The organism is Paenibacillus sp. FSL E2-0190 (assembly GCF_037992965.1).
In the GTDB taxonomy this organism is placed as follows: Bacteria; Bacillota; Bacilli; order Paenibacillales; family Paenibacillaceae; genus Paenibacillus_AQ; species Paenibacillus_AQ odorifer.
Genome location: NZ_CP150306.1, coordinates 5,437,970 through 5,453,862, shown reverse-complemented (window position 1 = coordinate 5,453,862; position 15,893 = coordinate 5,437,970). Strand labels below are relative to the sequence as shown.

Annotated in this window: 13 protein-coding genes; all 13 read left to right on the top strand. The window is 44.8% G+C overall.

The genetic code is table 11. The features are described 5' to 3' along the window. The first annotated feature begins 42 nt into the window (after positions 1–42). A complete protein-coding gene (locus tag NST25_RS23995) occupies positions 43–1,380 on the top strand; it encodes a stage II sporulation protein P (protein WP_340392641.1) in 1,338 nt (445 codons plus the stop codon). A 35-nt stretch (positions 1,381–1,415) separates the two neighbouring features. Next, complete coding sequence (locus NST25_RS23990) at positions 1,416–1,901, top strand: hypothetical protein (RefSeq protein ID WP_076129694.1); 486 nt, start codon at positions 1,416–1,418, stop codon at positions 1,899–1,901. 140 nt (positions 1,902–2,041) lie between these two features. Beyond that, a complete protein-coding gene (lepA, locus tag NST25_RS23985; protein ID WP_036677511.1) occupies positions 2,042–3,856 on the top strand; it encodes a translation elongation factor 4 in 1,815 nt (604 codons plus the stop codon). Positions 3,857–3,961: 105 nt separating this feature from the next. Continuing rightward, positions 3,962–5,767 carry a histidine kinase gene (locus NST25_RS23980; protein ID WP_340392638.1) on the top strand — a complete coding sequence of 602 codons (1,806 nt, stop codon included), beginning with the start codon at positions 3,962–3,964 and terminating at the stop codon, positions 5,765–5,767. After that, entirely contained in the window at positions 5,752–6,519 is a 768-nt protein-coding gene (locus tag NST25_RS23975; RefSeq protein WP_076141556.1) for a response regulator, read from the top strand. Before NST25_RS23980 ends, NST25_RS23975 begins: the two co-directional genes overlap by 16 nt. 95 nt (positions 6,520–6,614) lie before the next feature. Continuing rightward, positions 6,615–7,919, top strand: coding sequence for an extracellular solute-binding protein (locus tag NST25_RS23970; RefSeq protein WP_076129697.1), 1,305 nt, complete (start codon positions 6,615–6,617; stop codon positions 7,917–7,919). A 91-nt stretch (positions 7,920–8,010) separates the two neighbouring features. Beyond that, positions 8,011–8,895, top strand: a complete 885-nt coding sequence (locus tag NST25_RS23965) for a sugar ABC transporter permease (protein ID WP_249267723.1) — start codon at positions 8,011–8,013, stop codon at positions 8,893–8,895. Positions 8,896–8,958: 63 nt separating this feature from the next. Beyond that, positions 8,959–9,786 (top strand): carbohydrate ABC transporter permease, encoded by an 828-nt coding sequence (locus tag NST25_RS23960; RefSeq protein ID WP_076129699.1) that lies wholly within the window; start codon positions 8,959–8,961, stop codon positions 9,784–9,786. 19 nt (positions 9,787–9,805) lie between these two features. Then, positions 9,806–12,082, top strand: coding sequence for an FAD-dependent oxidoreductase (locus NST25_RS23955; RefSeq protein ID WP_340392636.1), 2,277 nt, complete (start codon positions 9,806–9,808; stop codon positions 12,080–12,082). 184 nt (positions 12,083–12,266) lie between these two features. After that, positions 12,267–13,439 carry a radical SAM family heme chaperone HemW gene (hemW, locus tag NST25_RS23950; RefSeq protein WP_076105910.1) on the top strand — a complete coding sequence of 391 codons (1,173 nt, stop codon included), beginning with the start codon at positions 12,267–12,269 and terminating at the stop codon, positions 13,437–13,439. A 93-nt stretch (positions 13,440–13,532) separates the two neighbouring features. Continuing rightward, a complete protein-coding gene (locus NST25_RS23945; protein WP_051490987.1) occupies positions 13,533–14,024 on the top strand; it encodes an N-acetyltransferase in 492 nt (163 codons plus the stop codon). Positions 14,025–14,127: 103 nt separating this feature from the next. After that, complete coding sequence (gene hrcA, locus NST25_RS23940; RefSeq protein WP_036677493.1) at positions 14,128–15,159, top strand: heat-inducible transcriptional repressor HrcA; 1,032 nt, start codon at positions 14,128–14,130, stop codon at positions 15,157–15,159. A gap of 48 nt (positions 15,160–15,207) precedes the next feature. After that, on the top strand, positions 15,208–15,789 hold the full coding sequence (grpE, locus tag NST25_RS23935; protein ID WP_036677491.1) for a nucleotide exchange factor GrpE: 582 nt from the start codon (positions 15,208–15,210) through the stop codon (positions 15,787–15,789). Positions 15,790–15,893: the final 104 nt, after the last annotated feature.

The following is a 15,893-nucleotide window of genomic DNA, read 5'->3' as shown; positions in this document are numbered from 1 at the left end:
AGTATAAGAGATTACAGAGGGCTGGAGGAGGACATAACTACAATGAATAAAAAATGGTTTCAGCTTTGGAACATCGGCCGTTTAAGGGGAAAAATGCTGGATGTTTTATCGCTGGGGAGAACGATGCTGCTGTTGGCCGGAGGTTCGCTAGTATTTTTTATGCTGCTTGGAGCCGGTGGATTGGCCGGGCAGAAGCTTAGCTCTTCACCCATTCCTTCAATGAAGGGGCTTGCTGCCTCTCTGTCTAGTGGTTTTTTCATGGAGCTGCTGGGGATGGAGGTGCCGCATTTACCTCAGGGTAAAGAGCCTTCCGCTTTTTCAGGTGAAAAGGTAACTTCTTTCGTATTTCAGTTGCTAACCAGTGTGAATCCAGGTGACCCTAAGAGTCTAGTCTCTCGTGAAGTGCCGGGGATGGCGGCGGATGATCCATTTCTTTTGCGGAAAGGTTCAGGTGGATCTACAGGAGCACCAGTGGATTATCATCCTGGGACTGATGAACTGGCTGAGGGTGGTGAAGATGCAGAAACTTCTGTTCCGGACGAAGGGGACAAGCATGGAGATACTACAACACAGCAGCCTGAAGCGACGGTTGCACCATCCCCTGAACCATCAGCGGAGGAAGGGACGGATAAGAGTGATCCGCAAAGCGGCACAGACAGCACTAATGATACCTCGATCAAACGGATTCTAATCTATCATTCACATCCTAGAGAGGCCTACAACCCTCTGTTAGGGGCAGCAAATGAAAATCCCAGCTCCGGAGTTTCAACTAAAAATGTAATGCTGGTAGGATCATATATTACGAAAAGACTGGAACAGCTCGGGATTGGTACGGTTCATGCCAAAGAAGATTTTCCAACCAAAATCACCGACTATAACTGGAACTTTTCCTATAAATATTCCCGGATCTTGGTTAAATCAGCACTCAGCGCAAATGAGGAAATGGATAGTTTTATCGACATTCACCGCGATTCGCAGCGTCATAACAAAACAACAGCTGTTATTGACGGGAAAAGCTATGCACAGGTCTATTTTATCATTGGACATGCAAATAAAGACTGGAAGAAGAACGAAGAGTTTGCCAATAAGATTCATCAACAGCTTGAAAAGAATTACCCGGGAATATCTCGTGGGATATGGGGAAAAGCTGCGGGTAAAGGAAATAACGGGGAGTACAATCAGACCCTCTCTCCTAATAGTGTTTTGATTGAAGTGGGCGGAATTGATAATTCGGCTGAGGAATTAAAGCGTACGGCTGATATTTTGGCGGATGCTATCGCTGATGTTTACTGGAGCAGTCATGACGCTGAGAAGGTGAACGCACCTGAAAAAGTGGCGAATCCCACTACAACACCAAAGAAATCAAACGGAGCTTCTTAAAATAAATTACCAAGGATTAAAAAGGAGTGGTGTACATGTCGCGTTTCGGAAAAAAACTGGTTATGGTCGGGATTTGGGCAGGGATTGGCATCCTCTTAGGGATGCAGTTCGGCGGAAGCGGTGGTTCAACAGTCTCTAAGATTCTGCCCGGCTGGAATGCCAGCCCGACTACACCCACCAGTCAAGTAACAGGCATGCAGCCACAGCCACAACTGCAAAAGAATGGTGTGACACAGGGTGGGCAGACTTATGTATATGTGCCAATGGTGATCGATCCTGTCACAGGTGCATATACGGCCGTCTCTCCTTTGCCTCAAAATAGCAATATAACGCCAGCCGCAGATCCTCCTCAGCAAGTTGTGGATGATTATAGTACGAAATCTCCGGAGCAAATTCTAATTCCTGAGGAGCAAAAGCCTACAGTCGATGTTCTGGCAGATAAGACGGCAGGTCTCTTGCAGCAGGCTTCCCAGAAGGGAATCCGCTGGGTAGTTTCATTGTTCGCTTCGGCAGAAAATTAACAGCAAATTTAGAAGAAACGGTTATTTCACGGGATCGTGTATAGCTGTTTCTTTTGTTTTGGGCCAGCGCGGGATTGATGGAGTAAGCTTGTACTGTTATAATAAGTGGATTAATATCAGGCTGTCTGTGGGGGTAAGGAATGACTGACGTTCAGAAAAGACAACAACAAATTCGCAATTTCTCGATTATTGCACATATAGACCATGGTAAATCGACACTAGCTGACCGCATTTTGGAATACACGGGGGCACTAACCACGCGTGAAATGCAGGAACAGGTACTCGATCAGATGGATCTGGAGCGCGAACGTGGTATCACAATAAAGCTGCAAGCCGTGCGTTTAACCTATCGTGCAGACGATGGTGTAGAGTATTATCTCAACTTGATTGATACACCGGGGCACGTCGATTTCACCTATGAAGTTTCCCGCAGTCTTGCAGCATGTGAAGGCGCACTGCTGGTTGTGGATGCGGCTCAAGGAATTGAAGCACAGACGCTGGCCAATGTGTATTTAGCACTGGATAACAACTTGGAAATCCTACCTGTGCTCAACAAAATTGATTTGCCAAACGCTGACCCTGACCGGGTAAAGCAGGAGATCGAGGATGTTATCGGGCTGGATACCAGTGAAGCGGTTATGGCATCTGCCAAAGCCGGTATCGGAATCAAGGAAATTCTGGAGCAGGTGGTGAAGCAGGTTCCTGCGCCATCCGGTAATTCAGAAGAGCCGCTTAAAGCATTGATCTTTGACTCTCACTACGATCCTTACAAAGGCGTTATCGTCTATGTGCGCGTAATGGACGGGAAGATCCGTGCAGGTTCGAAGATTAAGATGATGGCAACTGAGAAGACCTTCGAGGTCATTGAAGTTGGCGCATTTATGCCGCGTATGACCATTGTCGATGAATTGAACATCGGTGATGTTGGCTTTATCGTAGCTGGGATCAAGCATGTTGGAGATACCCGTGTCGGTGATACTGTCACTGACGCAAAGAATCCTACTGCTGAGCCGCTTCCAGGTTACCGTAAGATCAACCCGATGGTATATTGCGGGTTGTATCCGATTGAGACCTCCGATTATAACGATCTTCGTGAGGCGCTGGAGAAGCTCCAGTTGAATGATGCTTCGCTAAGCTTTGAGCCGGAAAGTTCAAGCGCACTTGGATTTGGTTTCCGTTGTGGTTTCCTTGGACTCTTGCATATGGAGATCATTCAAGAGCGGATTGAGCGCGAGTTCAATTTGCCGCTAATCACAACAGCGCCGAGTGTTATTTACCGAATTATGCTGACCAATGGCGAAATGATCCAAATCGACAACCCGTCACATTATCCGGAGATCGGTACGATTGACTATATTGAAGAGCCGTATGTTAAAGCAGCGATCATTGTGCCTAACGACTTCGTGGGTACTGTAATGGAGCTGTGCCAGAACAAACGCGGCGAGTTCGTAAATATGGAATATCTAGATACTAATCGTGTAACGATTACGTACGAGATTCCGCTGTCAGAGATCGTTTATGATTTCTTTGATCAGTTGAAATCCGGTACGAAAGGTTATGCTTCTTACGACTATGAAATTTGCGGATACCGTCGTTCGAATCTGGTCAAGATGGATATCTTGCTTAACAATGAGCAGGTCGATGCCTTGTCCTTTATCGTTCACCGCGATCGTGCCTACAACCGCGGACGTATCATTTGTGAGAAGCTGCGGGGGATTATCCCGCGTCAAATGTTCGAAGTGCCGATTCAAGCCTCTGTGGGTACGAAGGTGGTTGCGCGTGAAACCGTTAAGGCGATGCGCAAAAACGTACTTGCTAAATGTTACGGCGGCGATATTTCCCGTAAACGGAAGCTGCTGGAGAAGCAAAAAGAAGGTAAGAAACGCATGAAGCAAGTGGGTAGTGTAGAAGTACCACAAGAAGCGTTTATGGCAGTACTGAAGATCGATGAGTAGAAAATAGGTAGAGCCGGGAGAATATCCCGGCTCTATTTTTTTAAGCAGGAGCAGATTACAATAGGGGGAAGGATTGTAAGCACATACAAAGTGAGGGGAGTCCTCGTGAAGCGATTATATTTGAAACTTACGCCAAGTACCTTTAAGAATCGGATTTTGTTAGCCTTCTTGCTGTTGGTACTAACACCCATTGCCATACTCGTTCTATATAACTTTAAAGAGACAGAACAAATGCTGCAGGATAATGCGGAAACGAAGAACATAGAGCAGCTTATTGGTATTAAGAATGGTTTTGTTGATCTCATGAGTCTCGTGATGAAAACAGGGTCATTACTCGAACAAGATACGACGATTTTATCGATAATGAAGAATCCCGAGCAATCTGATGAAATCACGAGAAAAAAACTCGTTGAAAACAAGTTTGGAGCGATTGAAAATACATTCTTTATGAGTGGAGCGACGGTGTATTATACATTAATCGACCTTCATGGAAACGCATACACTTCCTTTATGCCAAAGGAAACTTTGAGCTACGACGAAATCCAATCAGAGGATTGGGTTCAAGCATTGAAGCGAGAAGGAACGAATCGATATATATGGAATCCGAATGACAAGAATAATGTGGTCCGGGAAAGTACAACAAGTAAGAAAATGCTTAGTCTTTATGAGGTTATGCGTGATAATGGTTTGAATATTTATGCCTATGCAAGATTAAGTATCGATTATGAGGAGTGGTTTACCAGATCAACGTTAGGGAGTAAACAGGAAGGGGCTTTATTTCTACTCGATGCCTTGGGGGGTGTGATGCTTAATCCGCTTAAGGATGAGACTTTTTCCCCTGATATTGCGCAGAGTATTGTGAAGAGTGCCAACCAGCGGCAGACGGGGCGTGCTGCATCCATTGTCGATCCGAAGGAGGAAAGTTTATACACATACAGCTACATCGAGGAGTTAAATGGCTATGTTGTTAAAAAGGTGCAGCTAGCACAGCTATTTCTTGAGGTAGACAAGCAGAAACGACGGTTTTTTGGTGGATTTGGAATCATTCTGCTGCTATTTGTTCTATTAACTTATTTCATATCATCGACGATTACAGTACCGCTTAAGAAGCTACAGAAGAAGATGGAAATGACCGCTAAGACGAATCTCAAAATGAAATTACCCGAGCAAGGGCGGGGAGAGATTCTTGCCCTGACTCAGAGTTTCAATATCATGATCCATGATTTAAATGAGCTGTTGCAGCGACTTCAGCTTGAAGAAAAACAGAAGCAATTCGTTCGATTTCAGGTATTACTTTCGCAGATGAACCCGCATTTTCTACTAAATACATTGAATACGATAAAGAGCATTGCCTTAGATAAAGATGATGATGAAATTTATGGAATTTGTGTTTCACTAGGAAAAATATTGGAGACAACCTTAAATACTGAAGTCGATTTGATCCTGTTAAAGGATGAAATCGTACTAATAGAATCTTACATGGAGATACAGCGGCAACGTTTTGGACATGGGATTGAAATTCAATATGATATCAACGAGGAACTGCAATACGCATTAATCCCTAAATTTTGTCTGCAGCCCTTAATTGAAAATAGCTTGATTCACGGCTTCGGTCAGTCTGTAAAACAAGGGAGAATTGATATCTCCGCTAAAGTGACTGAGCAACAGCTGTATCTGCAGGTTAGAGATAACGGCATGGGGATAGAAAGAGCACAGCTGAATAAGGCTACACGGAAACGTAAAGGAATCGGTGTTCAGAATATTAGGGAGAGCTTAGAGCTGTTGTTTAAGAATCAACGGACAGGTATGGACATTGTATCTTCGGATACAGGAACTGAAGTGATCATCCATTTTCCATTCCTTATTTCAAAACCTTACGATGGAGGTAAGCTCACATGTGGAGAACATTAATTGTGGATGATGAACAACCTGCGGTTAAAAGTATACGAAAGCTATTCTTAAAGGCTGGAATTCCGTTTGAAATTATAGGTGAGGCGGAGAATGGAGAAGTAGGCTTGCAAATGATTCGTGAGCTGCAGCCTGATGTGGTAGTGACGGATATCAATATGCCAGTGATGGATGGGGTGAAGCTTCTTCAAATTGCGCGAGAGGAAGGCTTCGACTGCCGGTTTGTAATGTTGACCGCATTGAGTGAATTTGAATACGCCCGGCAAGCGCTCGTTTTTGGGGCTTCGGACTACATTCTGAAGTTATCTTTAGATCTCCAAGGCTTGAAGCAGACTATGGGTAAGGTTCAGGCCGAGCTGGAGCGAATGGTGAAGATGAAGAAGGCCGATAAATGGTTTCCTGAGAAGCAACAAACGGGACCGACAGATCATGTGGAGATGAACAAAATTATAGCTTATATTGAAGAACATTATGCTGAGGACATCTCGCTCAAATCCATGTCAGAGTTGATCCGGATGGATGCCAGCTATATAAGTGACTTATTCAAGAAAAAGACAGGGAAAACGTTGACCAATTATATTCAAGAGCGTCGGATTCAGGCTGGGAAAATGCTGCTTGCAGAGACGAAGCTAACAATTAGCGAGATTGGGCAGCAAGTAGGCTTTGAGAACGATAATTATTTTATAAAAATCTTCAAAAAGTGGTGTGGTGTCACGCCAAATGAATTCCGTAAAGAACCAAAAAACGTTCTATAAGTTCCCAAATGTAGTTCATCCCCCAGAATCCGCTCTGATGATAAAGTTATAGATGTAGAGCACAACACATAATCCTTCCAAGGGGGAAGCTATCTATGAAGAAAAAGTGGTATCCTGCAGTGCTTTCTGTCTTATTAGCAGGTACGATGCTGGCTGGTTGTGGGAGTGGTGGAAGTAATGCATCGCAGGGCAGTGCAAATGGAGAACCAGCAAAGGAGAAAATAAAGCTTACGATGTGGGGGGCAGTTCCTGCAGAAGCCGGGCCTCAAGCTGTAGTTGATAACTGGAATAAAGATCATCCAGATATTCAAGTCGAGTATATCCGTAATGTAAATGACGATGCAGGCAACTTAAAGCTGGACACTGCTTTGATGACCAATCAAAACATAGACCTTTTCATGAACTACGATCTTGCTCATTTACAGAAACGTATGGATGCAGGCGTTGCCTTGGATCTAAGCACGAAAACAGATTATGATATCGACAGCCAGATCGGCGAGGACGCAGCGATGTGGAAAATCAATGATAAATACTATGGGATTCCTACAAAGAAAAACATGGCGTTTGTATGGTTGAACAAAGATATGCTGGATGCAGCAGGATTACCGATTCCTGCGGTGGACTGGACTTGGTCAGATCTTGAGGAGTATGCGAAGAAGCTAACGAAACCTGGTGTGTACGGATTATTGCAGGCAGATTCCTCCTTCGCAACAACGATGGACGGTACGCTTGCTGGAATGGGTGTGAAACAGGCGGATGGTACTTCAAACTTTGGAAATGATCTCTGGAAACAGCAACTGGAAATATTGCATAACATGATGTTCGTGGACAAATCCACACCGGAATATGGGGAGCAGCTGACCAGTAAAATGCCGGTTGACACCATGTTCCTGCAAGGCAAAGCGGCAATGCTGGCAGCAGGTGAGTTTATTTTCCGCAATGCGAACAACTTGAAGGACTATCCGCATGATTTCAAAACCGCGTTCGCCGCTATTCCAAAAGTGAATAAAGATCAAAAGGATTATAAATATTCGGGCGGTGTGGGCGACATGCTTGCTCTTAATGCAAAGTCCAAGAACCTGGATGCGGCTTGGGAGTTCGCAAAATGGTATGCGGATGGCGGTATGCTGCCAATGGCAAGCGGGGGTCGTATTCCAGCCTCTAAGAGTGTGGACAGTAAGGAAGCGATGAGCCTTCTCTTGAATGGTGTAGAAGACAAATATGATACAGATTCAATGAATAATATTGTATTCGGCAAATTCCCATCCTTCCAGCTAAATGTACCTCAACAAGCCATTGATGCACGTAAAGAAGAGTATGAAAAATACTTCTTAAATAAGCAAGATATTGATACCACGATGAAAAATATGCAAACCCGTTCGCAAGAGTTAATGAAATAAAGAAATAGCTGGCACAAAAGAGAAGGAGGAAGAATTCTTCGTTCTTCTCTTTCGTGTACCCATTTTTCAGCATACGAAAGGCGGCGATACCGTGAAGCGGAGAAGCTGGATGGACAGACAAGGCTGGATCGGCATGACTTTTATTCTCCCGAATATGATTGGTATTCTCTTATTCTTTGTGATTCCTGCAATCTTTTCCTTTGTCCTGATGTTTACGAATTATCAATTTTCAAATCCGAATTGGCAATTTACCGGGCTGGATAATCTCAAACGGTTGTTCCATGACGATAATTTCTATGCCTCGATCAAATATACGGTGATATTCCTGATATCGGTTCCAGTATCGATGGTGCTCGCTTTTATTGTGGCGCTATTTCTAAACCGCAGTGTGTATCTTAAAGGATTATTGCGTGGAATGTTTTTCCTGCCGTATATCTCTAGTGGAGTAGCCGTTGCATTTGTCTGGATGCTGCTATTTCAGCCTTCACAGGGACCCATCAATGAACTGCTTCGCTGGATTGGCATAACATCGCCGCCAGGGTGGTTTGCGGATACGGAAACCGCAATGTATGCCATTGATATCGTACAGATCTGGCTGATGCTTGGCTACAATATGATCATATATTTAGCAGCACTACAGGAAATTTCGACAGAACAGCTGGAAGCTGCCCGGATCGATGGTGCAAGCACATTTAAAACAACATGGAAAATTGTATGGCCTCTTGTTAGTCCAACAACTTTTTTATTAATGATTACCGGATTAATTATGACGATGAAATCGTTCTCGATTATTCAAGCCATTACGGCTGGAGGACCTAGCGGAAGTACGACGGTCTTATCACTATTCGTTTATAAAACAGCATTCAGTTATTACGATATGGGATATGCTTCAGTCATTTCATGGTTCTTGTTCGCCGTCATTCTCGTCATTACAGTCATTCAGTGGATCGGCCAAAAGCGCTGGGTTCATTACTAATTAAACCCACAAAGTGGAGCTTTGCGGGAGGCCCCGAAACCATAAATTAAAGGAGCAGGCGGTATGAATGAAAAAGCAGGAAACATGAAGGTGAAGCTGCCAGTGACGATCATCATGTTTGTTCTAGGACTATTTATGATTGTGCCTTTTCTATGGATGCTCAGCACATCTTTTCAGACACCTGCCGAGGTGTTTAACGAATGGCTGCCTTCATCTCTCAACTGGAGCAATCATATTCGGGTGTGGACAGGAAGTTATGATTTTGTTCCGTATTATTTAAATTCACTTAAGATATCGATTATTGGAACTGCGGGAGCTGTGTTTCTATCTGCCCTTGCCGCTTACGGATTTTCACGTACTTCGTTTAAAGGGCGGGATGGCCTATTTGTCATATATCTATCCATGATGATGGTTCCACCGCAGGTGCTTTTTGTTCCTAAGTTTATCATGTTTAACTGGGTTGGGATTTACAATACGCATTTGGCCCTAATCCTTCCAGCCATGTTCTCGATCTTCGGTGTATTTATGCTTCGGCAGTTCTTTATGGGCATTCCTAAGGAAATCACGGAATCTGCTTTTCTGGATGGAGCCGGTCATTACAAAATATTTTTCCGCTTAATTCTGCCATTAGCGAAGCCGGCAATCGCTACGTTTGCTATTCTTGATTTCTCCTGGCAATGGAATGATTATGAGAATGCGCTTGTATTTTTGCAGAGCCCTAAGCTATATACCATTCCGCTTGGATTGCAGAATTTTATTCTTGAGAACAATGTGGATTACAACGGGATGATGGCCGCTTCGTCGGCTGCGATCATTCCAATGATTGTTATCTTCTTCATAGGTCAGAAATATATTATTCAAGGAATTTCTAGCTCGGCTGTGAAAGGCTAACTATAGGAGGGATACTGACATGAGAACAGAAACGGTTAAATCCGATGTGACAGTGGTCGGGGGTGGACTTGCAGGGATGAACGCGGCGATTGCTGCAGCACGTCTTGGGTTAAAGGTAGCACTGGTACAGAATCGTCCTGTACTTGGTGGTAACTCGAGTTCAGAGGTTCGGGTATGGGTATGTGGTGCAACAGGACATGGTGTAAATCGCTATGCACGTGAGACAGGCATTATGGGTGAGCTGTTCATCGAGAATCAATACCGGAACCCGGAAGGGAATCCATATCTATGGGATCTAACCTTGCTCGAAGCGGTGAAGGCAGAATCGAATATCAGCTTGTTCCTAAATACCGATGTACGCGAAGTGGAAGCGGAAGGTGAGGCAGAGGAGCGTACGATTCAGAGTGTGACCGGCTGGATGATGGGATCTGAGCGTTTAATCACGTTCGAGAGCGATGCTTTCATCGATTGTACGGGTGATGGTTTAGTGGGCTTCCTAGCAGGAGCGGATTTCCGATTAGGACGTGAAGCCCGTCATGAATTTAATGAGGAATGGGCACCAGAAGTGCCTGATAATATTACATTAGGCAGTACATTATTATTCTATACACAGGATACTGGAAAACCGGTACGTTATGTTGCACCCTCATTCGCGAAGGATATTACAACAACGTCTATCCCGATCCGCCGGGTCATTCGGAGTGGGGATTCAGGCTGTCACTACTGGTGGATTGAGTGGGGCGGCGAGCTTGATACGGTGGATGAGAATGAACGTATACGTGATGAACTATCCTCTGTTATTTATGGGATTTGGGATTATATCAAAAACTCAGGCCATTTTGATGCCGAGAATATGACGCTTGAGTGGGTTGGCTCGATTCCGGGTAAACGTGAATACAGACGATTTATTGGCGATACGATTCTAACGCAAAATGATATTCTCGCGCAGCGTGAATTTGCAGACCGTATTGGATTTGGTGGCTGGTCAATTGATCTACATCCCCCACAGGGGATGTACGCACAAGAGAGTGGCTCCAAGCATCTGCATGCGGACGGGATCTACCATATTCCATTTGGTTCGCTATATTCGAAGAATGTGCGGAATCTATTCTTCGCGGGTCGTAATATCAGTGCATCTCATGTGGCTTTTGGAACAACACGCGTTATGGCAACCTGTGCGATCATGGGTGAAGCAGCTGGAGCAGGTGCAGCTTTATCCGTCATCAAAGGTGTGACCCCACGTGAAATTCGCGAGCAGCATATGCATGAATTGCAACAGGTGATGTTAAAGCAAGATGCTTCGATTATTGGATTACGTAACGAAGATCCACTGGACCTCGCCAGAAAAAGCGAGATTCATGCATCCAGCACGTTGAATGGTATCCTGCTGGATCGTCCAGCCGAAGCTTATGAGCTTTCTCATGATGTAGGGATTTTGTTTCCGGTTGAAGGAAGTATCCGTGGGTTAAGGCTGCTTGTGTCAGCAAGTATTCAGACGCAGCTGACCGTGGAGATATGGACGACTGGACGCGCGGAAAATTACGTGCCGGCGGAGTGCAAACAGGTTGATGTTATAACAGTACAGGCTGGAGAGCAGCAATGGATTGAAGTACCGATACAAGAGGAGAAATGTAGTCTTATCGGTGAATGTAATATCTTCGCTATTATTCGAGCTAATGAACACCTTCAATTGCATATTTCAGAAACCCCAATCACTGGTGTCATTACATTTGAGCGAGGTGCTAAATCCGTTGTTGATTCAGCGCTGGAGGATCATCAGCCAGATCAGCCGGTGATAGAGTGGAGCATGAAACAACTTGTACGCAGGCATTTCTGCTTTGCAGTAGAAACATCGGCATATGCTGCATCTAAAGTCATTGATGGGTATGTTCGACCTTTCGCGGGACCACATAGCTGGGTTTCTGAGCCGATGACCGCGGGTAGATCGGAGTGGGTAGAGGCGCGTCTCCCGGATGCTGCTCCAGTCTCCGAAATCCATTTCACCTTTAATGATGATGTCAATGAAGATCTCATCAACTTACATCACCATGAAACGCCATTTCTAGTGATTCCTGAACTGGTAAAGAACTATGATGTAGAGCTGCTCATTGATGGCGCGTGGCAAGTCATGCTCCGTGTCAAAGATAACCATCGCCGGAAGAATGTTCATCGATTAGAGAAGCCTGTCCTTACAGATGCTGTCCGGATCGTTATTCATGAAACTAACGGTGGAGTACATGCCGAACTTGTGGAAATGCGGATTTATCAAGAAGCAACGGCTTTGCCGTCCTTATAGGGACGGTATCCGTTTCTGCGGAAATACAAAATATATAGGATAACGTAAAACTTATACTTTCTTATATTATAAAATAGAGTTCATTTATAAATGAACGCCCTCGGAGGGAAGCCGTCAGGCTTCCCTTTTCTTGTTTTTTAGATTACACTATTCAAACGATATTTTTATATAAAGGAGACAGCTAATGACAACGAAGACTAATGGCCGTCCCCCTGAGGCTGTATACATTCATATCCCTTTTTGTACCAATAAGTGCTTTTATTGTGATTTCAATTCCTATGTACTCAAGGATCAGCCAGTTATGGATTATCTCGAAGCTTTGGATCGAGAGATGGAGCAGACCGTCAAGAACACCCCTCCGGGTGTTATCAAAACGATCTTCGTCGGCGGAGGCACACCCACTGTTTTAAAACCTGATGAAATGGCTTATTTCTTAAAGTCTGTTCGCACGCATTTCCCCAACTGGGATAAAGATATTGAGTTTTCTATGGAAGCTAACCCTGGAACAACGGATCTGGACAAGCTGACGGTTATGAAAGAAGGCGGCGTGAACCGGGTGAGCTTTGGTGTTCAAGCATTTCAGAACGAGCTGCTCACAGGCATCGGCCGGATTCATAATGTAGATGATGTATACCGGAGCCTAGAGAATGCACGTGCAGTTGGACTAAATAATCTTTCGGTTGACCTGATGTTTGGGCTGCCTAATCAAACTGTTGAGATGTTGGGCGAAAGTATCCGCAAGGCGTTGGAGCTGGATCTACCCCACTATTCTATTTACAGCTTGAAGGTGGAGGAGAATACTCTTTTTCACACGCTGTTTAATAAGAACAAGCTTCCTCTTCCTAATGAAGAGGATGAATTGCAAATGTACCTCCTGTTGATGTCCTCTATGAAGGAAGCGGGTTACAATCAATACGAGATCAGTAACTTCGCGAAACCAGGAATGGAGAGCCGCCATAATATCACCTACTGGCGTAATGAAGATTATTATGGTCTAGGAGCAGGAGCGCATGGATATGTGGGACGTCAGCGGCATATTAATGTTAAGGGCGTAAATCCATATGTAGAAGCCACACGTAAAGGGCTGCCACGACTGGATGCATACCCAATCTCAGAAGCAGAAGCGATGGAAGACTTTATGATGGTCGGCTTGCGTATGCATGAGGGCGTCTCTAATGAAGCTTTTCAGGCGCAATTCGGGCGTTCAATAGAGGAAGTATTCGAGAAATCCTTGCATAAAATGCTGCATGCAGGGCTGTTGGAACAAGAAGCAGGGGTTTACCGACTCAGCAAGCAAGGAATCTTGTTTGGGAACGATGTTTTTGCTGAATTTGTAGGCGCCCTGACAGAAGTTTAATTTTAAAATACCCCTTGAATTGTAATTCACTCTGTTGTATATTTATTCATATTATCAACAGAGGGGTGAACCAAAGTGCTTGCCAAGACGGAAATGATTCGCCATTCGTCTCCAGCGGGAGACGCACAGGTAATTTGTAGAAATGCTGTGGTAGAAGACGTTGAGCCATTGTATCTAATGATAGAAGAGTATGCCCAGCGCGGCATCATGTTGCCCCGTTCCCGGCAGGCGCTGACACGCCAGATCGATCAATTCGTAGTTGCCGAAATCGAAGGCAGATTCGTAGGCTGTGGTTCACTTTTCAAGCTCGGGAATGATCTCGTAGAGATTCGTTCAATTGGATTGAATGATGAAGGCAAGGGTAAAGGCGTAGGCTCCATGATATTGGCGAAGCTGGTCGAGGAAGCTAGGAACCAGAAAATCCCAAAGGTAATGGCACTAACCTATGCTGTTGATTTTTTTCTTAGAAATGGATTTGAAGTCGTCCAGAAAGAGATTTTCCCTGAAAAAGTATGGACAGATTGCGTGAATTGTAAAAAGCAGCATGCCTGCGATGAAATAGCAGTGCTTAAGATACTGAACTGACTTGACAATGTCAATGTCAGTTTGGTATTTTTGTATTAGTGGTTAGCACTCATCTGAGTCGAGTGCTAACGAATCGGAGCCACAGCCGATAGGAGGGAATAACATGTTAACTGATCGCCAGAGAATGATACTAAATGCAATTGTGGATGATTATATTTCATCGGCAGAGCCAGTAGGATCTCGTAGCATTTCTAAACGGGGAGATGTAGGATACAGTCCGGCTACGATTCGAAATGAAATGGCTGACCTAGAGGATTTAGGTTATCTCGAGCAGCCTCATACATCGGCGGGAAGAATTCCTTCCCATAAAGGATACCGATATTATGTGGATCATTTGGTACCGTGGAATTCCGCCGAAACGGCAGAAATGGGCACGATCCGCGCTTTTTTTGCCGAGAAGCTAAATGCAATGGAGCAGGTAATCCAACATGCGGCGATGATTCTTTCCAATATGACGAATTATACTTCCATCCTGCTGGGACCGGAGGTTTTTCATACTTCATTGCGTCATTTTCAGTTGTTACCACTAGATGATACAACCGCTGTGGCCATTATCGTCACAAGTACGGGGCAAGTTGAGAATCGTACGGTGAACATTCCGCCGGAGATTTCTGTTTCCGAGATGGAGAAAGTGGTTAACCTACTGAATAGTAAACTGGTCAATGTACCACTCTATAAGCTGAAGACTCGGCTCTATTCCGAGCTTGGCGAAGAAATGCAGCGTCACATCTCACATTATGAAGAATTAATGCAGGTGCTGGACACCGCGCTGGAAAGCGATCAAGAGCAGCGCATCTATCTCAGCGGAGCAACGAATATGCTGACACAGCCTGAGTTCAAAGACGTAGACAAGGTGAAGAGTATTCTTGATCTGCTGGAAGAGACACCGACACTGCTCAAAATGCTGGCCCCTACAGTGGGTGGCACAGGTATTCAAGTACGAATAGGAACAGAAAACAATCACGAAGCGTTCGCTAACTGTAGTCTGATCACCGCCACTTATTCACTTGATGGGCAGGCACTAGGAAGCATTGGGATCCTTGGGCCGACCCGTATGGAATATGCAAGAGTGATGGGGATCTTGGGCATTTTATCCCGAGATTTGACAGCGATGCTGGCGCACTGGTATAAGTGAACAGAGTCAACATGATTTCGTGAATGATTTTAAGGAGGTGAAGACAACTTGAAAAAGGAACAAGTTCAAGATTCTAATGAATTCAAAGAGGAATTGATCAATGAGGAGCCTGTGGCTGAAGTAGTCTCAGATGCCGACTCATTTACAGCTGAAAACGTTAGTGAAGGTGCTTCAGATACAGGTGCTGAGGTGAAACGCCTACAGGATCTTGCTGATGAATATCAAGGTCGTGCACTGCGTGCACAAGCTGATTTTGATAACTTCCGTCGTCGTACCCAGAAGGAAAAAGAAGAGTTGGCTCAATATGCTACCTCCAAGCTCCTGACGGAATTGCTTTCCGTGCTGGACAATTTCGAGCGTGCGTTAGTCACTACTCCAGCTAATCCTGAATCCGAAGCTTTCGCGAAGGGCGTTAATATGATTTTCCGTCAGCTGGATGGGGTATTGAAGGCTGAGGGGCTTACAGCTATGGAAACAGTAGGACAGCCTTTTAATCCTGAATACCATCAGGCTATTATGCAGGTTGAGAGCGAGGAGTACGAAGAGGGTATCGTTACAGAAGAGGTTCAAAAGGGATATCTTCTGAAAGATAGAGTTCTTCGTCCGGCCATGGTCAAAGTCAGCATGTAGTCTGTCTATATAGGACGGGCAGTTTCTGCTCGCCATAAAGCAGCAGTGCTTTTGCCTACTATTTATCCAATTGCAGGCTGTTGCCCGGATAGTTTATTATCAAT